The organism is Methanomassiliicoccales archaeon LGM-RCC1 (genome assembly GCA_030168575.1).
GTDB lineage: Archaea > Thermoplasmatota > Thermoplasmata > Methanomassiliicoccales > Methanomethylophilaceae > Methanoprimaticola.
The window spans coordinates 601,204-623,964 of record CP115555.1; the positions used below are offsets into that span (position 1 = coordinate 601,204).

Genomic DNA, 22,761 nt, shown 5'->3' on the forward strand with positions numbered 1-22,761 from the left:
ATCTAGTGTCATCTCAATCACTCGCCAATGCTTTGACCTTGGTCGCGGTCTCCGATGCGGACTCTCCGTAGATGTCCGCGCCGATCTTCTCACAATATGCCTGAGTTACGGGCGCTCCGCCGACAAGGATGGTGGTTTTGTCGCGGAGGCCCTCGCTCTCCAGCATCTCGATGACAGTCTTCATTCCGGTCATCGTGGTGGTCATGAGAGCGGACATTCCGCACATCGCGGCTCCGTTCTTGCATTCTTCAACGAAATTCTTCAGGGGTACATCCCTTCCGAGGTCGTGGATGTCGAACCCTGCGCACTGAAGCATGGTCGATGTGATCGACTTTCCGATGTCGTGCACATCTCCCTCGACGGTACCCATGACGATGACCGTCTTCTTTCCGGCCTCTTCCCCGTCCTTCAGTAGGAGAGGGCCCAGCGTCTCCATGGCCTTGTTCATGCCTGCAGCGGCAGAGAGAACGTGGGGCAGGAACAGTTTCCCTCTCTCGAAGAGGACTCCTACCTCCGACATAGCATCTGCCATGGCGTCTATGATCGCTACAGGGTCCATACCTGCATCGAGCGCAGAATTCATCGCGCTGACGATCTCAGGTACTTTGCAGCCGACCATTGCGTCATGCAGCTTCTGTACATTTTCGTCCATTGATTCATTCCTCCATGGGACCTTCTCGGTCCCCGTGAAAAATAAATTGATTTAGCAATTATATAAATCTTGATAACTCCACAAAAATGATTAGAACACATGAATTTTCATGCCTTATCGGTAAAGTATAATTTACTTAAATTAGTTTTATTTATAAATATATAGGAAAGTATGTCCATAAATCAAGAATTTGTACTTGTTTTGAAATATTTATCATTTGTTTGAAAAATAATGAGTACTCACGATTAAATATGAGTAGTACGATAATTTATTCATAAGGTGAAGTTCATGAAGAACATCAGAAGCGAAGTATTGACCAAAGAGGAATTGGATCGGATCCATGAGGCCACGATGAATGTCCTGATGAATCCGGGTCTCCGCGTGGATCATGATGGTGCAAGAGCCCTGCTTAAAGAAAAGGGCTGCATAGTGGACGATGAGACTCGTGTTGTGAAATTCCCCAGAGAGCTTGTAGAAAAATGCATCGAGTCCACTCCCGACACATTCTTCATGTACGGGCGTGACGGGAAGCACCCTGTCGAGATGGTCAGCGACGGTTCGAAGACCAACTATCTGACCTTTGGTGTAGGAACCGAGTACGCCGAATACGTCGGTCCCGGCAAGGTGAATGTCAGAGCAAGCACCATGAAGGACCTTGCGAACATCTCGAAGCTCACTAGCGGTCTGGAGAACATAGATTGGATGTGCGCACCTGTTTCCGCCATGGATATGGCGATCGAGACCGACAAATGCAGGCCGCTAAGGGAATGGAAGGCGATCTTCACAAACCTTGTCAAACCGCTCATGGCGGATCCCGATCCGAGATACATCAAAGAATATTTCGAGATGGAGGTCGCCATGTACAACGGTGACCGCGAGAGGGCTCTGAAAGAACCCATCTCCATCATGGGATGCTGTCCTTCAAGTCCGCTCCAGTTGGATGAGGGATTCGGAATGTTCGCACTCGAGGCACCGAAATACGGATTCCCAATGATGGTCCTAAGTATGGCCATGGGCGCCGCTTCGGCCCCCATCAACATCGCGGGAACGCTAGTCATCCACAACGCCGAGGTGCTTGCAGGAATCACACTCATCCAGTGCGCCTTCCCCGGAGCTCCCTGCTTCTACGGAAGTTCCACCACCGCGTTCGATTTCTACAGCAATTCCGCACCCGTCGGATCTCCCGAGCTCGCTCTCATCAGCTCCGGAGTAGCACAGTTGGGAAGATACTACAGAATCCCCACCGTCGTCGCCGGTACATAGTCTGATGCCAAGAGGTCCAACGCACAGGCCGGTCACGAGAAGACCATCACCGGACTGCTGCCCGCACTCAACGGAGCATCCAACATCTACGGTTCCGGAATGCTCTCTCTGGGAATGGACTTCTCCATGGAGCAGCTGGTCATCGACAACGATATCATCGGCATGATGAACTACGCCATGGGCAGGGGAATCGAGGTCAATGAGGAGACCATCGGATACCAGACCATCGTCGATGTCGGAATAGGTAACAATTTCCTGTCCTGTCCAGACACCCTGTCTCACACCGACAACCCCTCCAGGCCCAGAGTGATCGACCGTAACATGCGTCCCGATTGGGAATCGAACGGATTCAAGGACACGGCAGATTTCGCGCATGAGATCGTCGTTGACATTCTCGAGAACTTCGAGGTCGAACCTCTGAGCGATTATGCGATCAAGAGGATCGACGAGATCATCGCAGAGGTCGAAGCCAGGATGAAAGAGGAGGCGGAGGCAGCTCCTGCGGCAGAAGCAGCCACAGAAGTCCCCAAAGAATCGTCAGCCAAAAAGATGAAACCTGCAGCCGAGACCAAGAAGAGGACCATCGACGTCTCCCCGGAGAGGCAGAAGGAACTCGAAGAGACAGCATTCAACTGCGTATGCAAGTATGATGTCAACGGATGCAAGAAGGTCTCCCAGGCCGCCATAGATGAGGGCGCGGACCTCATCAGCCTGATAGACAATGGATACACCAGGGCGATCCAGCACATAGGCGAGCTGTTCGATCAGGAGAAGATCTTCCTGCCCCATATGATGGCCGCAGCAGGTTCGATGAGCGCAGGTGTCGATATTCTCTCTCCATACCTTGCATCGGATTCAACGGATTCCAAGGGCAACATCGTCATGTGCACCATCGAGGGAGACATCCACTCCATCGGCAAGGACATTTGTTCCATCATGCTGAAGGTCGGAGGATACAACGTCATAAACCTCGGTAAGGACGTCCCCCTTGATACCATAGTCCAGGCTTGCAAGGACAACGATGCGGTCGGAGTCGGAACATCAGCACTCATGACCTCCACCATGGTTGGTCAGAAGACATTCGAGGAGAAGATCGTGCAGGCCGGGCTCAAGGGCAAATGCCTGACGAATGTCGGTGGCGCACCTGTTAGCCAGCAGTGGGCCGATGACATCGGTGCGGACATATATTCCGAGAGCTCCAACGATATCGTCAGCAAATTTGACAAAGCTCTGTCGGATGCAGATTGAGGTGATAAGATGGAGAATCTGAAGCTTCAAATCCTCACGGAGGAAGAGATCAAGAAGATCCATGCATGTTCGCTGGACATCCTGTCGACAGTCGGTGTTTCAGTGGGTGATTCCGAAGCTAGGTCGATATTCAAGAAAGCTGGATGCTCAGTGGACGAATCCTCGAAAGTGGTCCGCATACCCCCTTCCATCGTGGACGAATGTCTTCATTCTGTTCCTAAGAGCTTTATCCTTCACGGTCGCGATTCGAAGTTTGATGTAAAGATGGTCGGAGATGGTTCCGTCACCAACTACATCAACCTTGGAATAGGGACGAGAACCGCCATATACAACGGAGACGGCTCGTATGACATTAGGGATGCGACTTTGAGGGACGAGGCTAACTTTGCCATGGTCCTAGAGAGCTGTGAGAACATCAATTGGTTTACTCAACCTGCCTCTGCGATGGATCTGATTAATACCAAATGTGCCCGCAGCCTGCATGAAGTGGATGCGATGATGAGTAACTGTGCAAAACCGTTCCTTCCCGATCCAGATGTCAACTATATCGACACATATTTCGAGATGATCAAGACGGTCTATAGCGGAGATGAGGAAGAGGCCAGGAAGAGGCCTTTTTTCATTATCGGAGGAACAACCTCCAGTCCGCTACAGCTCGATGCTCATATGTGTCAATTGTACATCCGTGCATGTAGGAATAGTCTGCCGGTCATGACAATGACCATGGAGATGGCAGGAACCACTTCACCGATACACCTGGCGGGTACCCTGGTCCTGCATAATTGCGAGGCACTTACGAATGTGGTTCTGGCCCAACTGTGCAGGAAGGGGACACCCGTTATCTACGGCACTGCTACTACAGCTTTCGATTTCGTGGACAGCACTGCACCCTTCGGATGTCCCGAAGCTGCTCTTCTGAGTTCTGCACTGGCTCAGATAGCACAATTCTACGGTCTTCCGAACATCACGACAGGTGGAGGTTCCGATTCCATTCATGTCGATGCACAGGCAGGACACGAGAGCACCCTGACCGCTATGCTGACCCAATTGGCCGGATCTAACAACGTATTTGGTTCAGGACTAATCGAACTCGGAATGACATTCTCATTGGAGGAACTCGTGCTCAGAGATGAGATGATCTCCATGGAGAAGAGGGTTAAACATGGGATAAGGGTCGATGATGAGACACTTTCAGTAGATGCCATCAAAGCAATAGGTATTGCAGGAGACTTCATAACACGCCCGGAGACTATAGCAAACTTCGATTCGATGTCCAAGACTTTGACATTCAACAGAAAGATGTATGATGATTGGATCAATTCCGATCCTAGAGATGCTCTGGATCGCGCGCATGCAAAGGTGACCGATATCCTCTTTAACTATCAGCCTACCCCTGTTGATTCAGATGTGCGTAAGCAGCTTGATCAGATTATCATAAATGCCGATAAGGCAGAAGGTGCAACGGAATCTACACAAAACCTCCTAGATCGTGTTCACCATCTATAAACACCTTAGACCCTCCCAATACTCGCTCGGGGGAGGGTTTCAACCTTGTTTCAATCCTTTGACCGGATGAAGAACGGAGAGTTCTGATCAGGATTCAGTCATTAACCGCCTAAAAACATCTTACAGGCTGGACGATGTTTCCTCCTATTATATGGTCCAGCCTGGATCTGTTACATTCATTCTGTTTTCACAGACAAATAGAGTAAGAGAAGTTCAGTCCTCTTCCTCTTCGTCGCTGTCCTCGAAGACGGCCTGCTTGTCCCCGTCCTTGGACGGTGCGACATAATCCGGGCTTGCCTCCGGCCTGTCCGAGGGGTACTCCTGCTCGAAGGTCGATCTGTAGTCCTCGTCGGAGACGAGCTTTCCAGAGGGGAACCTGTAAAGGGTCATGGTATCAAAATGAAAAAGAACAGAGGGGTGACCCTCCGTGAGATGTTTCTTTCAGAGAACTGTGGATGCTACGCACTCGATCTCCGCGATTCCGGGAATTGCACGGAGCGCGTCCTCGAGCTTGCTTCCGATCTCCGAATCGGTGTCGTCGATGACGAAACCGGCCGTGATCTTCATGAGACCGAATGCAACAGGGTTGATGCTGGTCTCGGTGATCTGAATACCTGCGGGGATGTAGCTGGCCAGCTTATCGATGATAGCCTGGAGATCCACTTCCGTTCCCTCGGGCATGAGGTCGTATCCTGCAACAATCTGTCCCATTTCAACACCTCATGGTCCGATGAATCCGCATTTCTTGCACTCGTAAGGGACACTCTGGTCGCGGCACTGGTCGCACCTTCCGATCTCGTAGTCCCCGCACTTGGGGCACTTGAAGAAAGTGTTGCCGTGGCCGATGAGCCTCTTACCGCATGAAGAGCATATTTTGTCAGCTGCCATGTTCTTTGCGATGATATAACTTATATAAAACACCAATCCTCGGTATGGGGGCGAAGAGGGGGAGTGGACCCCCTTTTCGGTCATTCTGTTTAGGTGTAGTGAGACAACCCTATCGATACATATATGCTATGGTTTAACATTGTTAACATTCTTAGATCAAATGGCGGCCGAGATGTTATGTTTGTGCATTTTCAGGACACGATTTTGAAGTCAGATATGTCCTCGATCCTCCTCGAATTGGATAGACCGACGATGGTTCCCGTTATTGATACCATCTTACGGGTGCGGGAAGCATCATATGCAGTATCGACATCTTCGGGATCCACTTGGAATTTTGCTGTGTAGACCTTGTTATTGTCATCATTCATGTATTTGATCTTCATTGTTATGGGCTCGCCCTTTGAATTTTCACGGATATCATTCAATTGTACCAATCTGCCGATGATTGTACATTGTTCGGACATGAAATCCGGACGCATTTCTTTATCTATTCTCTCTATATTACGGAAAACACCTTTAGAGAGATTCATGGGTTTTGGTTGTACATCTGTGTTCAACGTTTTGTAACGCTGGATGTCGATCTCTGCGCTCTCGAACCTGAGATCCATCAGAGAATCTACAAAGTTGTATGATATTTTTAGTTCCTGATCTAATGATGACTTACCACGTTCAGCTGCATCGATTATTGCGGAGATAGATGTTTCGATTTTATCGCACAATATGCGGAGATTTGGATTATCCATTTTTATCTCGCCATCTACCGTGCTTTCCATATAGGATTTTGATTCCAGTCCAGGGTAAATAAACTGTACTATATAACTGCCAGGGATAGTCGGACCGACACGGACAGCATCCAGACATTTGTCATATTTTCCGCGTCCTTTGTAGAAAGGCTGGAAATCTAGAGCATCACGCAGACCGAATTTGTTGAGGTTTTCTCCTGCCTTCAGTATGTTTCTGAGATCTGGAATAGGTATCAGACCCACCTCTCCGCCAGAAGGTTCATAATGATATTCTACAACGTCTGTAAACGTAGATATCGTAAGACCTGCGGTGATCAGATCAGGCTTTTCATCATAGAGTCTGGATAGATCCGATATTAGTTCTTTAATTCTTTTTGAGTAGTCGCTGTAAGAATTATCGTTTGGAACGATAAGATCTTCATCGAACGAAGGATTGGAATACACATCGAATTTCTGTTCACCGCGTTGCTTCTCCCATTTTCTAGATGAGAGATACATGCGAACTTTTTGGGGGGTAATTTTGTTAAGGCTAGCATCTAACATCTCAGGACCCCATATTGCTTATTAGTTCTTCATTGGCCGCTTTTCTTATCATCATTTGCAAGCTGTCGGGATTCACTATGTTTTTGACAGGTATTTTTAACCTGACAGTCTGTTGATTGTCTTCCGGCACTTTGTCGCAATCTGCAGGATTATACCATAAAGCGTGGTTCTTGATCATTAGTTTATCGTAATCAACACCGACCCATTCACTAATCTTTTTCGGTAGTATTAGTATCATGAAAATTGTCGGGTTCACTGCACTGGTATTTTTCATCAAGTTGAATACATCCGTACTCAGATCGAAGTTTAGGAATTGCTCATCTTTATCATATTTAGGGGACGATGTACATTTCATCTGCACATCTATTCCTGGTTTCGGATTCTTCGTGGGACCCAATCTTCCCTGAGGAAGCCTGAGAGATACATCTATTCCATCGTCATCGATCATACGTCCGGTCTTACTGAAGTCCGCACCGATGTATGAAGCGATCGATTTCAGGAAGCTATAGCTGATCTCCTCTTTAATCAGATTATACTTCTTATCGTTAGGTTCGAACTCCCTGTCGTATGAACCACAATATGCCCTTTTTGCTTCGCTCATGTGTGCTTCGGTTAATCGATGAGAGGCGGTGTTTATAACGGTATGCCCGGAAGTAACTATCGCTATTATATACCGGTTTTATGACCGCATAATATTGAGATCTGTGATGATTCCGCTTCAGAAGTTATTCATCCATTCCCTGATCACTTACGGTGGATTCGGATATAGTATCTGAGGATATGCGCATATCGGGATCTTCGATGATATAATCGGGATCGTAAGGATCGTATTTCATCGTTCCATACCATTTGATCTCCTTGGGGCGGAAGTTACCTGATAACGAAAATAATGAGATGTATGATAGGAATAGGGCTATCAGCAATGTGATGGCGGACTCCAAAGTCATTGCGTATATTGTTACCATGAGGATCGGTGAGACGGAGAGTACAGCTGATACAATGCACCAGTGAGGACCGAGACCGTTTGAGGAGTGGACGCAAGCTATCATCAGGACAGGTATGTACAGAATGAGCGAGATTTGTAACGATGCTTCCTGGTCGATGAATTCCGCCATTGGGACCGTTGTCGATATCAAGACTGCGAAATAGATCAGGAGAGTATCCGTGATCTTACGCTTCATAACGAAGCAAGGCATTCCGGTCTCGGCGTAACGATCGATACGGTCTTTCCTGAGATCGTAAACGAACCATTCAGAACAGATCTTTCCTTCCGAAGTATCCAATAAAAGTTTGATCGGGATGTACGGGTAATCGCTCCATAAGAGACGGTCACGGAACTGCATGATCATATCAATGAACTCAGAACGTTCGATCCGGATGCAGGAGGATCCGTCTTTTTTGAGGCCTGTTCTGATGAGTTGCTGCCTTATCGGGATCCTCACTGTCTTGTTCTCCGTTCTTGTCAGGAATGTCCCGTATATTCTGACATTGTATTTGGAACGGTTCATGATATGGAATTCCAATATGTCTGTATTGTCCGATATCGATAGTTGGAAATATCCCTTGATTGACGAGGAGATATCAATTGAGATAGTGCGGAGTGTAGCGGATGCTGCGATCAATGCGAGGATAAGATTGATTACATCCATGGATACTCACCTATGGACCAGATTTTGTCTTGTGTGGAAATTGTCAGCAATATGAAGAGCATCGATGATTATCGCGTACGGGGCCAGATCGGATTTATTGTCACATGTTGCGAATGTTATTGGGTTACTCCGATGGAACATTCTGGATCCCCTTTCGAGGCATTGAGACGATCTGTTGGTTCTTCTTTTCATCTTCATTCGTACCGATGTGAGACGAATGAAGTGTCGTTTTAGAAAAGCTGGGGAATCTTTCGGTTTAGAAAGCAGGATTTCGTAAAACTGATTATTGGAGCAATTTTACTTTTCATTCCCGACCTTCTTAATATAGAGAGTTGATTGAATGTTTTAGACCATATCTTCCTACATCGACGGAAATTAGGGGCCTTAGATTAGGGGGAAGGTCGGGCGGTGAAGGCCCGCAGGATCCATGAAAAAGGGCATGGGATCCTGCAAGTAGACGGAGGTTTTTCGACATCATCCTTCCGATTTCAGGAGGGAACCCGGATCAGAGGTATGGTCACCGCTGAAAGGAGAAATGAGATATGAATACAAAAGGAATGAAATTCCTGGCAGTCTTGGCTGTTCTCGCTATGGCTTTCGCTGCATTCGCTGTCATCGCACCTGCGGAGACAGAGGATGCGTCTTCTAATAGCTCGGCACAGAACATTCCTGTGGTGCCCACGGACAAGATACTTGTGACAAGCGGTAAGTATTACACAAGTCAAAGCATCGAAGTCCAGTTGGACGGAAACCAAGACAATACTGGGGAAAAACTTATCACTCTGTACGTAGCGACAGGAGCAACAGTGACTGTGACCGTCGCAGATGGAACATCAGACTACGGTCATATTGCGATCTATCCTGTCATATCTGCGACACAGAATCCCAACGGAACATACAATGTTACCTTCGATGGCACAGCGTATCACTACGTTACGCCTGAATTGGTGACCGGCGAATCCATCGCTGTGAACTCGATTCTAACGAGTGCGAACACAGCCCAGATAGTCTATACGGCCATCGAGTCGTTGACCTCCACAAATGTTGTCAGCGAAGTCACCTTCAAGGGAACCCAGAACAAACCTGTCGTTTTGAGTGCTAATACAAGCGCAGTAATCAATGCTGAGAACTTCTCATTGACTGGCGAGGGTGTTACCCTGTACATTTCAGGCGATACCGCCAAATTTGTCACTCTGAAGAACTTCACAGGAAAGATCGGATACGGAGCAGAACACACACTCGTCATCACCAACATATCCTCTGGAAGTGTCATCTCCACCGGATTGGACATCGTGTTGAACGGAACCGTCAGCGCCAACGCTTCGCTGACAGTCAACGACGCAGCGCTTACTTCAGACGGTGCAGAGTCTAGTCTGAAGAACTACGGAACGATCGTCGTCGAAGACACTGAAGCCGACGGAGCTGCAACAATTGATGTTGCAACGGCCTATGATAAGACAAACAGTTCAGGTACACTCACGATCAAGGGTTTCACACCCGTAGCAGCTAATGTGCCGTTTGCTTTCAACTTCTATGCCCATGACGACAGCCCAATCTCGCAATACACGGTAGATGGACAACTATTCACCATCGCCGATGTCCAGACGATCGGTGGCGTGTCCTATGTAGCTTCGACCAACACATATACAGTGTATGGAGTCTTCACCGGCGTTTCTGGAGCGGCGTTAAACAGTTTCAATGCCCTTTACGGTGAGACCTACATAAGCAACGGTCACTACTATTACGGACTGTTGTTTGGAAACGCTACTGCGGGAGCTTACTTCCAGTTCGGATTGAATTCGTCCTGGACTGAGGCCTCGGTTGTTAACAACAAATGTCTGAAGGTATTTGACGGAACCTCTCAGTCCTTCAAATTCAAGACCTCGGCCACATCTTCCGGCTCTAATCCCACAGAGTACACGATCAACATCGATGTTACTGGTGCATCAATAGCAACACAGGAAGCTCTGGATGCTCTAATTGCGAACAGCAACTCTATCGATTCCGATCTTACGATCACCAATGCTGTCATACTCAAGAATGATGCTGTTCTTGCGACTGGAAAGACCATAACGCTCAATGGAGGAAACCTCACTGTTGATTCCAACAAGAGGCTGACGCTTGGTAGTGATTCCAAGATCATCAAACAGGCTGATGAGAAGATTGTCAACAAGGGAACCATCTACGCTTCCAAAGATGCGACAATCTCTGCTTCAATTGAGTCCGGAACCGGAGATAATGTAGCTGCTGCAACACTCGATAACCTCAAGGCAGGAAACGGTGGACTGACATTCAACGTCGGATCCATAGATATGTACGGAAGCATCACGAGCGGAACGTTCACACTGACCGACGGTGTACTGAAGATCACCAGGAACCTCACCATCGGTAACGGCACAGCTGCAGCATCCATTGTTATCAACTATACGAACAACGAGAAAATCGTTATCAGCAAGAATGTTACCGTTACCGTTTCAAAGAATGCAACACTCGGAGATAACAACACCGAAATCATTGAGAACTACGGAACCATAGAGGTTTCTGGAACCGTCGTCGGAAAGATCCAGGGAACCGCAAAGGACAAGGGAACGGTCTCTATCACGGACAAAACCGCAACATTCCTCGGAAGCGATATCGATCTGGACACCCAGAGCGTCATCACGACCGCCATCAAGGATCCCGCAACGATGTCAGGTAACGTCTATGCGGATAATACCTACTTCGTAGGACAGTATCTCACACTGACAGGTGACACCACTTTGATGAACGAGACTGATTGGATCTTCCAGACCGCTACCCTCGAGATCCCTGCAGGGGTAACCCTTACCATCAGCAAGGGATCGTCGATCGCACTTATGGGATACTCCCAGATAATCAACAACGGAACCATTGTGATTGCGAACGATGCCGACGGAAAGGTCATTAAGCAGACCAACGCTGGTGAATTTGGACATTCTGACACATCCTACATCATCAACAACGGAACCATCTCGTTCACCGCCGCCTCTGGAAAGGAGATTACTAACGGCCATGACCCGATAGACTCTATTGTTAAGAACGCAGGAACCATTCAGATGAAAGGAACTGCGGCTAGCACCACCCCTCTCGTAGCTGTCGGAACAGTCGCTCTTACATTCGACAATCTGAACAACACGGAGAACGGAACGATCCTCGTAGATAACGATGCGACCCTCACCGCTGATACAAAGTTCGTTAACGCAGGAGTCATCACTGTGAACGGAGAGATCGCAGGTGAGATTAATGAGAACAGCGGATACGTTACCGTCAACGGTGTCCTCAACGCGAATATTAGTAAAAACTCAGGAGTCGTCACGATCAACGGAAAGCTCAAGAGTGATGTTATCATCACCAATGTCAAGGCTTCCGCGAACTCAAAGGTCACCGGCGCTTATGTCATCATCGAGAAGGTCGTAAGTGACCCGGATACATACAGCCTAAAGACCCTGACCATCAGGGATGGAGACGGCCCCAACGACAACAGCGTAGCTATCGTCTGCGGCACCATCATGCACGGCGACACCTCGGCAAGCGACACCGGATGGGATTTCAAACTCACCGGACTCAACATCTACTACGCAAGTGTCTATGACGATTCGACAGCAACACCTGTTGTCGAGAACGGCATGTTCCTCAGCGGAGACGTTGCGGTCGCATACACCGGAGACAAGGCTTTCAAGAACCTCACCAGCGCAGTCACCATCAGGCTGGCCGGAGACGATCTCGGAGTCACATCGGAACTCACAACCGACAAGGGCGTGAAGATCGTTAACAACGGTGTCCTAACAGTCGATGGAACGATGAAGTACAACAACTCCACCGATGCCATCCAGGAGGATCTCTCCGCTAAGATCGTCGCCCTCGGAATGGTCGAGACCTACGTCAAGCCCGTCACCGGACAGGTCGACGGCGCCATGTACACCACATACGTGGAGATCGAAGAGGTCAAGTACTACACCTACCACTACACCACCCTGGTCAAGGCCATCGAGAACGGTGCGACCGAGATCACCATCAGCGGAGAGCAGGAAGTCGAGGAGAGCGTGACCGTGCCTTCGGGAGTCACCATCGTCCACGACAGCCTCATCACCGTCAACGATGATGTCACCATGACCATCAAGGACGGCGCCAAGATAACCGCCACCGATGAGTTCTACAACACCGGAGAGGTCACCATCGATGTCCTCGGAACATTCGTCGTGGAGGACAAGACCACCGGAATCGGAAAGGAGAAGATCCAGAGCGATGTCCTCAACGCCGGCGACAAGCTCGCCCAGTACACCAACATCAAGAAAGCACTGGACGCAGCAGTGTCCGGAGACACCGTCAAGCTCAACAAGGACGAAGTGTCGACCACCAAGGACCTCACCGTCAATACCGGAGTCGTCCTCCAGATCGACGGAGGCAAGACCCTTACCGTCACCGGAGCAAAGCTCACGAACAACGGTATCGTGTTCCTCAACTCCGGAAACCTCGTCGTCAAGGACAAGGATGCCAACACCAAGGGATCCATCGAGCTCAACGGACTCATGAAGTCCACCGAGTACTTCCAGAACCCTGTTGCCGGAACCAACTACGCCAAGAACATCAGCGGAGCGTACTACCAGGAGGGTGCGTACTACTACATCTCCTCCATACCCTACGCCATGAACAAGATCGACGACATATCAGACATCAGGTTCGGAGGAACCAATGTGCTGACCGCTGACCTCACTGTGTCGCCCGCAGCCGCCACCTCCATCACCGTTCTCGGAGACTTCACCGTCACCAAGTTCATCATGTCCAAGATGACACTGAACCTGACTGAGGGCAAGAAGCTCGTCGGAACCTTCGGAGATGCAAACGGATCCATCACACTGACCGATGCAACCGTTGGTACTGTCGGAAAGAAGATCGAGACCTCTGCAACCAAGGGATTCGTAGTCGACACCACTTTCGGTACCGTGACCAACGGAACCTTTGGCGCATCCACCGACGGGGCCGTGACCATCAACCAGAAAGTCACGCCTCTGACAGTCAAGACCGGAACCGCCACCCTCAAAGCAGATGTTGCTAAGCTCACCGTCAACGCCGGCGCAGTCGCAGTTGCCGGAGCCAACATCAAGGTAACCGAGGCTACCATCTTCGGAGAGCTCAACGGAGTGAAGAACGACGACACCACATACACGGTCACTTCTCAGATCCTGTATGTTGGCGGAAAGTCGAGCGACATCCTTGCAGCCACCGGAACCATCGGACCCAAGGTGCTCCTGGAGACCAATGGAGTAGCTGGTTCTACCACTGGTGTAGCTTATGTGCTCCCCGGATGCACTGTCAGCGATGACCTTGCAAAGCAGGAGAACGTCAAGCACGTGACCTTCACCGTCGAAGGAAAGAAGATCCTCGATGTCTACGTCCTCAACGGACAGAAGATCAAGCAACCCAAGACCTCTGTCGTCGACGGAGTCGTTAGCAATGAATGGAAGGACGGCAACGACACGTTGACCTTCACTAACAAAGTATCTGGAGCAGTTAACAAGGATCTGAACCTCATTGCCCAGATCGAGACTAAGATCTACGATGTCACCCTCAGGGTCGACTCCGGTATCGGAACCGTCTATTTCGAGGGAAGGATTCTGGAGCCCACCGAAGCTGGTTCACACACCTATGTGATCGAGAACTTGGCTAAGGGAACCTACACCTTTGACTACGTCATCGCAGCCGGATACAACGAGTTCACCGCAGAACTCTCTATCGGTTCAGATACCGGAGATGAAGCTAAGTACGTGACAGTAAGTGGCCTCGAATTCACCCTCGGCGGATCTTCTGCTGACAACACTGCAATCAATCTGGACCTCTACGGATCCACCGCAATCGACGACACGCCCATACCCGAGCCCGAACCCCTCGCGCCCGAGACCTGGAGCGTCACCACCATCCTCCTGCTGATCCTCGTGATCCTGATCGCCATCATGGCAGTCATCGTCGCGATCAGGCTCAACAGGAGCTGAAGGTAACTTCGGAATGACGTCGAAAGAAGACCAATAACCGAAACCATAAACAAAGGGCATCGTCCGGATCCCGACTCTTGAAGGAGTGAGGATCCGGCCGATGTCCGATCATATAGAGGATCGCCGGGGGAAGGAACCCTCGAGTGTGGATATGCGTGTAAAAAACGCTTTAGATCGATAAGGGACAAAGAGACTTCCCTTACTCAATCCGAGCCCTAGGAGAGGCGAGGAAAGGTGAGATTAATATGAACAAGAAAGGAACAAGGTTCATGGCGATGATTGCAGTCCTTGCAATGTTCCTGGCAGGAGCGATCATCGTCGGACAGGATGAGGTTGTTGCAGACGGCAATGACGTCGTCCAGGTCACCACGCTGGGTGGAACCACCAGTAATTATTCGACATTCGGACAGGCGTTGTCCGAGGCAGAGTCAGGTTCGACACTGACGCTTTTGAATGATATCGATCTGGGTTCGGAAGGATATGTGATTTCGAAGACCCTGATTTTGGATCTCAACAATCATAAGATAACATCCCAGGCCAATAGCGATGAGAGCAACCATCGTACATTTAAGATCACAGGAACGGCCGATTTCACGATAAAGGACCTCAGTGAATCCAAAGGCGGATCGATCGAGGTCAAAGGAACACATGACGGCAGCAGCATAACAGGGGCCTATGGGGCCATAAGGTTCGAGAGCAGCGGTACCCTGTATCTGAATGATATCAAACTGGTCAACGGGCCGATCAGTACCTCGGACAATCACATCTGGGGACTGAACGTCAAGATGTTGAACGGTACCGCGTATATCGATAATGTGACCATCGAATCCACCGTAGGAGGTTGCATCGAAGTATCATTCGACGACGAGATCGTTGGAGCAACACCTGCCACGGCATACATAACGAACGGGAAGTTCACACAGAGCGGGCAGGACACAAGCACCTGGATTTCCACTGCGTTGGCAGTCTCCTATGGAGCAACAGTCGTGGTCGACGGCGTCGAGTATACGGCGCAGGCATCTGCCGTCTACGTGTACAGCTCAGGAGGCAATGTCATCCTGAACGACGGTACGTTCAGCGACTCCAACTCAGGGGCAGGGAACGTGATCATATCTAATGTTGACACCCAGACATATCCCACAGGGGCAGCGTTCGTTACCGTGAACGGCGGAACATACACCGGAAAACTCGGAGTAAGCAATCAGGAAGCATCCACATTGAAGATCGCGGGAGGGACATTTACGGATGATCCGTCTTCATATCTGGTAGAAGGAGCGACCGCCAAACTGATAGATGGAAAGTATGTGGTCACATCGGAGGCTGCACTCAACGGAATCCCGTATGGATCGCTGCAGAATGCCATCAACAGTGCTCAGAATGGTGACACGGTCACTCTGTTGAAGGATGTAGAGATCGGAACAAGCACAATTATCAGCATAAATGAGTCCATAACATTGGATGGTAATAATCACTCAATTACCGGATATTGGGATAGGGGGTATTCTAAGCCGACCATAGCGTTGAATTACGACAATAGTAGTTTGGGCTATTCGAAGAATAACGGCATATCCGTTGTATTGAAGAATTTGACAGTACACAACAATTACAACTCTGCTAGTCCACGCCCTATAGAATTAAGAGGAGGAGTTGAATCCCTTACCATCGAGAATTGTGTAGTCTATTACGCAAGTGGGGGAGAGGCACCAGCCGACATCCAACCTATCACCATAGGTGGAGACGATACAGACTGGGACAGCATCACCAAGCTGAATATCAAGAATTCGATTATTTCAACGAAGGATCCACATCCTGATAATTGGGATCATACCGATGGATATGTGATTACGACATTCAATCCAGTCATCATCAATATAGACGATTCAAAATTATCCGGCTGGGCTAACTTCAACATCAAGGCCGCGAGTAGTTCTAAGGGGTCCGCAGGAACCGAGATCACCGTCACAGGTTCAACTCTGTATGCCGAGAATAGATATTCGGGAGAGACTAATGGTTATGGCCTGATGAAATTTGAGGATTCTGGAATATCCGTCAAGATTATTGACTCCAAGATCATCACGGATTCCACCACTGAGAACGAGCAGACATTCATCGATGTTGAGTCGTATGTGAATTCTCAGGCCGGTACTGTCAGATTGACTGGACTTAGCGTTGAGGTGGAATCGTCCGAGATATACATCTATACTCCTTCAGCTGAGCTCGTATATGTGAATAATGGTGAGCTTTCTTTCATACTGAAAGAAGGCACGAAGACGTCTGTCGATTCATCCAGATATCTGGATGGCGGATACATGGCTCAGTACGATTCTTCTACGGGGCTGTACACAGTGACTTATTCTCCTGAGGCCAAGATCGGGGATGTGCAATATGATACATTGATCGAGGCGATCGCCGCGGCCGTGAATGGGGATACGATAGAACTCCAGAGGGACATAAAGGTCTTCGAGCAGATCGTGATCAGCTCAGGGAAGTACATCACGATCGATATCGGCAATTACGATATCATAGGCGATTACAACGGTAAGCTGATCCGCAACGAGGGATCGCTCACCATCAACGGTGACAACGGATGCATATACAATACCGAGATTTCTGAACAGGGCCATGATGCGGTAGTCAACTACGGAACTCTCACCATCAACGGAGGCTGGTTCGGAGATTCAGATAACGACATGACCAATGGCAACAACGTCAACAGGGGAGCAGGCGTCAGGAACCTGGGCGGGATCGTCACGATCAACGGCGGACACTTCACTGCGGGTGACAACTACCTGAACAGCGGTTGGGCGTACGCCATAATCAGCGGTAATGGATCTGAGAACGATTCCGGAGTGATCACTATAAACGATGATGCTGTCGTCTACGGACAGAACAACGGTAACATCGCTGTCAACAGCGGAAAGGTCATCGTGGACGGAGGTTCATTCTCCATCACAGGATCCGAATCTCATTACAATCTCTACACCAGTAGTGGTGCGAACGCAGAGATCGAGGTCACGGGCGGAACATTCTCCAAATCTGCTAATGCTAGAGCATCCATATATTCGGAGAAGAGCGTGGTGATCTCAGGAGGTACCTTCCAGAACGCGGAAGCTACATCGGGCATGTATGTAAAAACGGACAGCGGAGACATCGAGATTTCCGGAGGAACGTTCAGTTCCGATCCCGGAAGTTATGTCGTCGATGAATTCGTGGCGACCTTCTCGGGAAGTAACTACACGGTCATCCCTGCGGCAGCTTCGCTGACGATCGGTTCCGAGACAACATACTACGAGACCCTTGCAGAGGCGTGGAACGCAGCTGTTGCACAGTCCGGTCAGGCGACCATAACCCTCCTATCGGATTCAGAAGGTTCCGGATTGGCCATCGCCGATGATAATGCGTTGCAGATCGACGTCACATTGGATCTGAAGGGCCACAAGTACACCATAACCAAGGATAAGGTCGGATCCTCCGGAACCAAGACGCAGGGAATGCACCTTGCCAACAAGAGCACAAACAATGTCGTGATCATCAAGAACGGGACCATAACATCCACGCTTGAAGGTCTCAAGATGATCATACAGAACTACTGCAACCTGACCTTGGATAACGTGACCTTGGATGCGTCCGTCATGGGATACAGCTACGCCCTGTCCAACAACAGCGGTACCGTTACGGTGACGGATTCGGTCCTCAAGGTCGCCGCAGGTAAGACGGCATTCGACGTGTACAAGTTCAAGCAGTACACAAGTCCCTCGGTCACATTGAAGGGTTCCAAGATCTACGGTAACATCGAGATCGGAAAGGGCTCCACGGCCAGTGTCGTTGATACGCTCTGTCTGAAGATCGATGTTGGGACCGTGATATACGGTTCATTCGACGTCGATACTGACAGTATGACCGAACAGTCCTGGGAGATCGGTAGCAAGAACACAGCTATTGCAGCGCCTGACGGATTCACATGGTCGGCGGATGCTGATGATGATGGTTACTACTGGATAAACGAGACTTCCACAGGAGTCGTTATGATCGATGCCGAGAGGTATGCGACGTTCGGTCTCGCGTACGCCGCAGCACAGGATGACGACACCTTGACCCTCCTGACCGATATCACAGAGGATATCGTCATCGGAAAGGATCTTATCCTCGATCTCAACGGCTATAAGATAACCAATGTAGGATCTCACACGATAACTGTTCAGAACGGATCCGAACTGACCATCATCGATACATCTGCTGGATCTACTGGAAAGGTCGACAACATCACTCACGGAAAGGCTGCCATCTACAACATGGGAACAGTGGTCCTCGGAGGAGGAACATACCTGAGATCGGCAGAGGCGGGAACATCCAGCAGCAACAACGGGGGCAATTCGTTCTACACCATACTCAACCACGGAACGATGACTGTCAACTCCGGGGTCGTCGTGAAGAACGAAGGGAAGTTCTCCTCCTTGTTCGAGAACGGATACTACAGCTACACGAACAAGGATGGAATAAACTCGCCTTCATTGACCATCAACGGAGGTACTTTCGACGGAGGATTGAACACCATCAAGAACGATGATGACGCCATTCTCACGATCAACGCAGGAACATTCAAGAACTACACCCAGGCGGCGTTCCAGAACCACAGTATCGCAACGGTGAACGGAGGAAGTTTCACCGTAGAGGGCTCGATCTACGCGATCGATAACTGCGGTTGCGATGCGACCCATGATACCGGGGCATTGACCATCAACGGAGGAGAGTTCACAGGCAAGATCAATAACAGAAGTGCGTACGGGGTCATAACCATCAACGGCGGAACCTTTGACGGAGTCTTCGTCATCAACGCCGGTGCTCAGGATCCCGTCGTTGCAGGCGGAACGTTCACGGACGTCAATGTCCTGTCCTATCTCAGCAGTACAGCATCTTCCTACTCCGTGTACATCGACACGGACGGCACGGCACCTGAAGGCGTGACCATTCCTGCTGTCGCGAACGTAGTCATCAACGGCGGAAAGACATTGACGGTATCCTCACCCATCATACTCTTAGGGAAGCTTAAGGTGTCCGGTACATTGGATTCATCCGTCGCCTACTTCGCTGCTGACATCGGAACGGGCGCTCAGGTCATACTGAACACCGGAGCGGTCTGGAAGAACTCCACGGATGTCATTGTCGGAACTGGCGGTATATTTGAGCTTTCATCGGGTAGCGTCGTGCTTTACCCGAAGGACAATGCTATGGTCGCGAAGATCATCGGCAAGGCCACACTCACGCAGAATTACGACCTCGATACCGATGTGCTCGAGCTGGCCGAGGGAGCGGAACTCACTATTAAACAGAATGTAATATTCTCCGGAACCATATACGGTCCTCAGACTGTCGGTCAGGATGCCAATACTGATAACATCATGGTTCTCAAGAACATCAAGTTCGGAAACGATGCCACCATAGTGGGAGGATCGCTTACCATCGATGGAGAGTTCACCCAGAACGGTGACGGTTCGACGATAACCGTCACAGGTACCAATGTGAACATCTCAGGAACGCTCGATGCCTATGTGACACTGAATGTCGTTTACGGTGCATCCGTTACGTTCTCCGATTTCACTCAGGAGGAGGATTCGACCATCGTCTTCGACTCTGATGCGGATGAAAAGAAGAACGTTGTCACGGCGGACAACTACAGCGTAGGTAACAACGTCACGCTGATAGGATTGCCCTACACCCTTGGTGGAACGACGGTCAGTTATGTCTACGACGGAGAGCAACATCCTGCCGGTACTCCAGCGATATCATATCCTGGATATACTTTGGTGTCTCTGGCGTCCGATCCTGACAAGACAAGCTCCGGAAGCATTCAGACGGATGTCGGAAAGTATCACTTGTACTACATCCTGACTTTGAGGAGTAACGTGTCACCTTATACCGAATCGTCCTATAATATTGATTATGTCTGGACGATCACCAAGGCCGATCTGTCTGCAGCTACTGTCTCTGTCGGAGATCTTACCTACAACGGATCGGAGCTGTCGCCATCTGTGACGGCCACATTGGCTTCTGTCACTACCGGTTCGCCGACCGCGGGAACGGATTTCACCCTTTCCTATTATTCAGATGTGGATTGCACCGTCCCCGCCACCGTGCAGGATGCGGGAACGTATTATGTCCTCTTGACACCCGTCGATGATGGGAACTACAAGAACACCGTCAGTAAGGGATTCACGGTGGACCGTGCCGCAGTCACCATCACGGCGAACGATAAGAACAAGGCATATAATGCTGCGGATCCGACGTTTGATGCTACGGTGCAGGTGGATGGGAAGACCGACACCGGACTCTACGGGGAAGACACCATCGATTACTCGGTCGATAGGGGGTATTCCGGAGAGACTGTTGGAAACTATCCGATTATCGCCAAGCCCAATACCTACGACAGTACCAACGTTGATACCAACAACAACATTATATCCTACAACCAGGGCAACTATGTCGTGACTTACGTGAACGGCACCCTTACCATCGGCAAGGCGACCCTGTCACCCACCGTTCAGATTGATGGATGGACCTATGGGAACGTTGCTAATACGCCCACGGTCTCCGGAGCCTCGGAGGCGACGTCATTCACATATACCTACGAAGGGACCGGTTCCACTTCATACGCGGCAACGACTGTGGTGCCCACAGACGCAGGAACCTACAGGCTCACCGTATCGATTGCATCGACCACCAACTACGATTACAATAACGCTACCGTCGACTTCACCATCGCACAGATGGAGGCTGCGCTTGTATGGTCCAACACGGAATTCACATACGATGGAAATTCCCACAAGCCGACCGCTACCGTCTCCAACCTTGTCGGTGAAGACGAATGCGATGTAACGGTCACGGGAGAGCAGACCAATGCCGGAGCATCGTATATAGCTACGGCTACGGGATTGAGCAATGCGAACTACAAGCTGCCTGATTCAGTGACTCGGACATTCGCCATCGCTAAGGCGAAGATCACCAGTGTCGCTGCGTCACAGACCGAGTACACCTACTCTGGCAGCAATATAGAGCTTCCGACACCGACCGTCGGTTGGGCAGGAGGTATCGTCAACTCGACTAACTATACCGTGAAGTACTACTCCGATTCAGGTAGAATGGCCGAGATCACCTCAGCCAAGAATGCGGGAACATACTATGTATCGATCGCATTCGGTGATGGTGCGAACTACACCTTTAGTGACACCGATACGCAGAACTATGCATCATTCGATATCAAGAAGGCCGATCTCAGCAACGTTACGATCACTGCGATCACCGACCAGACCTACACCGGATCCGCTATCCAACCGGCTCTGACGGTCACGCTGGGAAGCTACACCCTGGTCTCCGGTACGGATTACACCGTGTCGTACAGCGATAACACCAACGCCGGTACGGCTACAGCGACCATCACGGCCACCAGTTTGAATAACTTCGAAGGTACCAATTCGATGACCTTCACCATCGTTCCGGCCAAGATCACAGGCGTGACTGTATCTCCGACTCAATACACATACATCGGAAGCGGAATCACTCCCGCCCCGACCGTCAGCTGGTCCGGAGGAACCGTCGGTGCATCCAACTACACCGTGAAGTACTATTCCAATGTAGGACTGACCACTGTGGTCGAATCCCCCACGAATGTCGGAACGTACTATGTGTCCGTTGTGTTCGGCGATGGTTCGAACTTCGCTCTCAGCGATACTGCTGCGCAGAACTATGCATCATTCGATATCAAGAAGGCCGATCTCAGCAACGTTACGATCGCTGCGATCACCGACCAGACCTACACCGGATCCGCTATCCAACCGGCTCTGACGGTCACGCTGGGAAGCTACACCCTGGTCTCCGGTACGGATTACACCGTGTCGTACAGCGATAACACGAATGTCGGTACTGCAACAGCCACGATAGCTGCTGACAGTCTTCAGAATTTTGAAGGGACCAAGTCAGTGAACTTCACTGTAGCTGCGGCCAAGATCACAGGCGTGACTGTATCTCCGACTCAGTACACATACACCGGAAGCGGAATCACTCCCGCCCCGACCGTCAGCTGGTCCGGAGGAACCGTCGATGCATCCGACTATACCGTGAAGTACTGCTCCGATGCAGAACTGACCACTGAGATCGAGTCCCCCACGAACGTCGGAACCTACTATGTTACTGTAGTATTCAACGAAGGTGTGAACTTCGCTCTCAGCAGTACCCCTGCGAACAACTATGCATATTCAGCATCGTAG

General features: G+C 50.0%; 11 protein-coding genes and 1 pseudogene. 5 read left to right on the forward strand and 7 right to left on the reverse strand.

The window, feature by feature from the left end:
• Positions 1-13 precede the first annotated feature (13 nt).
• Positions 14-652: a methyltransferase cognate corrinoid protein gene (locus tag PED39_03000; protein ID WII08185.1), complete on the reverse strand. Its 639-nt coding sequence runs from the start codon at positions 650-652 to the stop codon at positions 14-16.
• Between the two features lie 288 nt (positions 653-940).
• On the opposite strand from PED39_03000, the pseudogene PED39_03005 reads away from it, so the two are divergent.
• From PED39_03005 to PED39_03015, 3 genes and pseudogenes are all read left to right on the forward strand, one after another.
• Positions 941-2,737, forward strand: a pseudogene (locus tag PED39_03005) (trimethylamine methyltransferase family protein).
• Positions 2,738-2,797: 60 nt separating this feature from the next.
• A complete protein-coding gene (locus PED39_03010) occupies positions 2,798-3,163 on the forward strand; it encodes a cobalamin-dependent protein (GenBank protein ID WII08384.1) in 366 nt (121 codons plus the stop codon).
• A gap of 9 nt (positions 3,164-3,172) precedes the next feature.
• The gene (locus tag PED39_03015; GenBank protein WII08186.1) at positions 3,173-4,669 is read left to right on the forward strand and encodes a trimethylamine methyltransferase family protein; all 1,497 of its coding nucleotides are present in this window, start codon (positions 3,173-3,175) and stop codon (positions 4,667-4,669) included.
• 213 nt (positions 4,670-4,882) lie between these two features.
• Here PED39_03015 and PED39_03020 read toward each other — a convergent pair whose 3' ends face one another.
• The 6 genes from PED39_03020 to PED39_03045 all read right to left on the reverse strand — a co-directional run bounded on the left by PED39_03020 (position 4,883) and on the right by PED39_03045 (position 8,492).
• Positions 4,883-5,059 (reverse strand): hypothetical protein, encoded by a 177-nt coding sequence (locus PED39_03020; GenBank protein ID WII08187.1) that lies wholly within the window; start codon positions 5,057-5,059, stop codon positions 4,883-4,885.
• A gap of 51 nt (positions 5,060-5,110) precedes the next feature.
• Positions 5,111-5,380 carry a translation elongation factor EF-1beta gene (locus PED39_03025; GenBank protein ID WII08188.1) on the reverse strand — a complete coding sequence of 90 codons (270 nt, stop codon included), beginning with the start codon at positions 5,378-5,380 and terminating at the stop codon, positions 5,111-5,113.
• 9 nt (positions 5,381-5,389) lie between these two features.
• On the reverse strand, positions 5,390-5,557 hold the full coding sequence (locus tag PED39_03030; protein WII08189.1) for a zinc finger domain-containing protein: 168 nt from the start codon (positions 5,555-5,557) through the stop codon (positions 5,390-5,392).
• A gap of 191 nt (positions 5,558-5,748) precedes the next feature.
• Positions 5,749-6,843, reverse strand: a complete 1,095-nt coding sequence (locus PED39_03035; protein ID WII08190.1) for a hypothetical protein — start codon at positions 6,841-6,843, stop codon at positions 5,749-5,751.
• Between the two features lies 1 nt (position 6,844).
• Positions 6,845-7,444 carry a DUF4365 domain-containing protein gene (locus PED39_03040; protein WII08191.1) on the reverse strand — a complete coding sequence of 200 codons (600 nt, stop codon included), beginning with the start codon at positions 7,442-7,444 and terminating at the stop codon, positions 6,845-6,847.
• A 124-nt stretch (positions 7,445-7,568) separates the two neighbouring features.
• Entirely contained in the window at positions 7,569-8,492 is a 924-nt protein-coding gene (locus PED39_03045; protein WII08192.1) for a hypothetical protein, read from the reverse strand.
• A 542-nt stretch (positions 8,493-9,034) separates the two neighbouring features.
• Here PED39_03045 and PED39_03050 point away from each other — a divergent pair.
• Together PED39_03050 and PED39_03055 are read left to right on the forward strand one after the other, a co-directional pair.
• The gene (locus PED39_03050; protein WII08193.1) at positions 9,035-14,500 is read left to right on the forward strand and encodes a hypothetical protein; all 5,466 of its coding nucleotides are present in this window, start codon (positions 9,035-9,037) and stop codon (positions 14,498-14,500) included.
• A gap of 245 nt (positions 14,501-14,745) precedes the next feature.
• Positions 14,746-22,761 carry an MBG domain-containing protein gene (locus PED39_03055; protein ID WII08194.1) on the forward strand — a complete coding sequence of 2,672 codons (8,016 nt, stop codon included), beginning with the start codon at positions 14,746-14,748 and terminating at the stop codon, positions 22,759-22,761.

Excerpts from the sequence above, each read along its gene's own strand:
- PED39_03000 (WII08185.1), bottom strand. The coding sequence starts at position 652 with ATGGACGAAAATGTACAGAAGCTGCATGACGCAATGGTCGGCTGCAAA.
- PED39_03010 (WII08384.1), top strand. The coding sequence starts at position 2,798 with ATGTGCACCATCGAGGGAGACATCCACTCCATCGGCAAGGACATTTGT.
- PED39_03015 (WII08186.1), top strand. The coding sequence starts at position 3,173 with ATGGAGAATCTGAAGCTTCAAATCCTCACGGAGGAAGAGATCAAGAAG.
- PED39_03020 (WII08187.1), bottom strand. The coding sequence starts at position 5,059 with ATGACCCTTTACAGGTTCCCCTCTGGAAAGCTCGTCTCCGACGAGGAC.
- PED39_03025 (WII08188.1), bottom strand. The coding sequence starts at position 5,380 with ATGGGACAGATTGTTGCAGGATACGACCTCATGCCCGAGGGAACGGAA.
- PED39_03030 (WII08189.1), bottom strand. The coding sequence starts at position 5,557 with ATGGCAGCTGACAAAATATGCTCTTCATGCGGTAAGAGGCTCATCGGC.
- PED39_03035 (WII08190.1), bottom strand. The coding sequence starts at position 6,843 with ATGTTAGATGCTAGCCTTAACAAAATTACCCCCCAAAAAGTTCGCATG.
- PED39_03040 (WII08191.1), bottom strand. The coding sequence starts at position 7,444 with ATGAGCGAAGCAAAAAGGGCATATTGTGGTTCATACGACAGGGAGTTC.
- PED39_03045 (WII08192.1), bottom strand. The coding sequence starts at position 8,492 with ATGGATGTAATCAATCTTATCCTCGCATTGATCGCAGCATCCGCTACA.
- PED39_03050 (WII08193.1), top strand. The coding sequence starts at position 9,035 with ATGAATACAAAAGGAATGAAATTCCTGGCAGTCTTGGCTGTTCTCGCT.
- PED39_03055 (WII08194.1), top strand. The coding sequence starts at position 14,746 with ATGAACAAGAAAGGAACAAGGTTCATGGCGATGATTGCAGTCCTTGCA.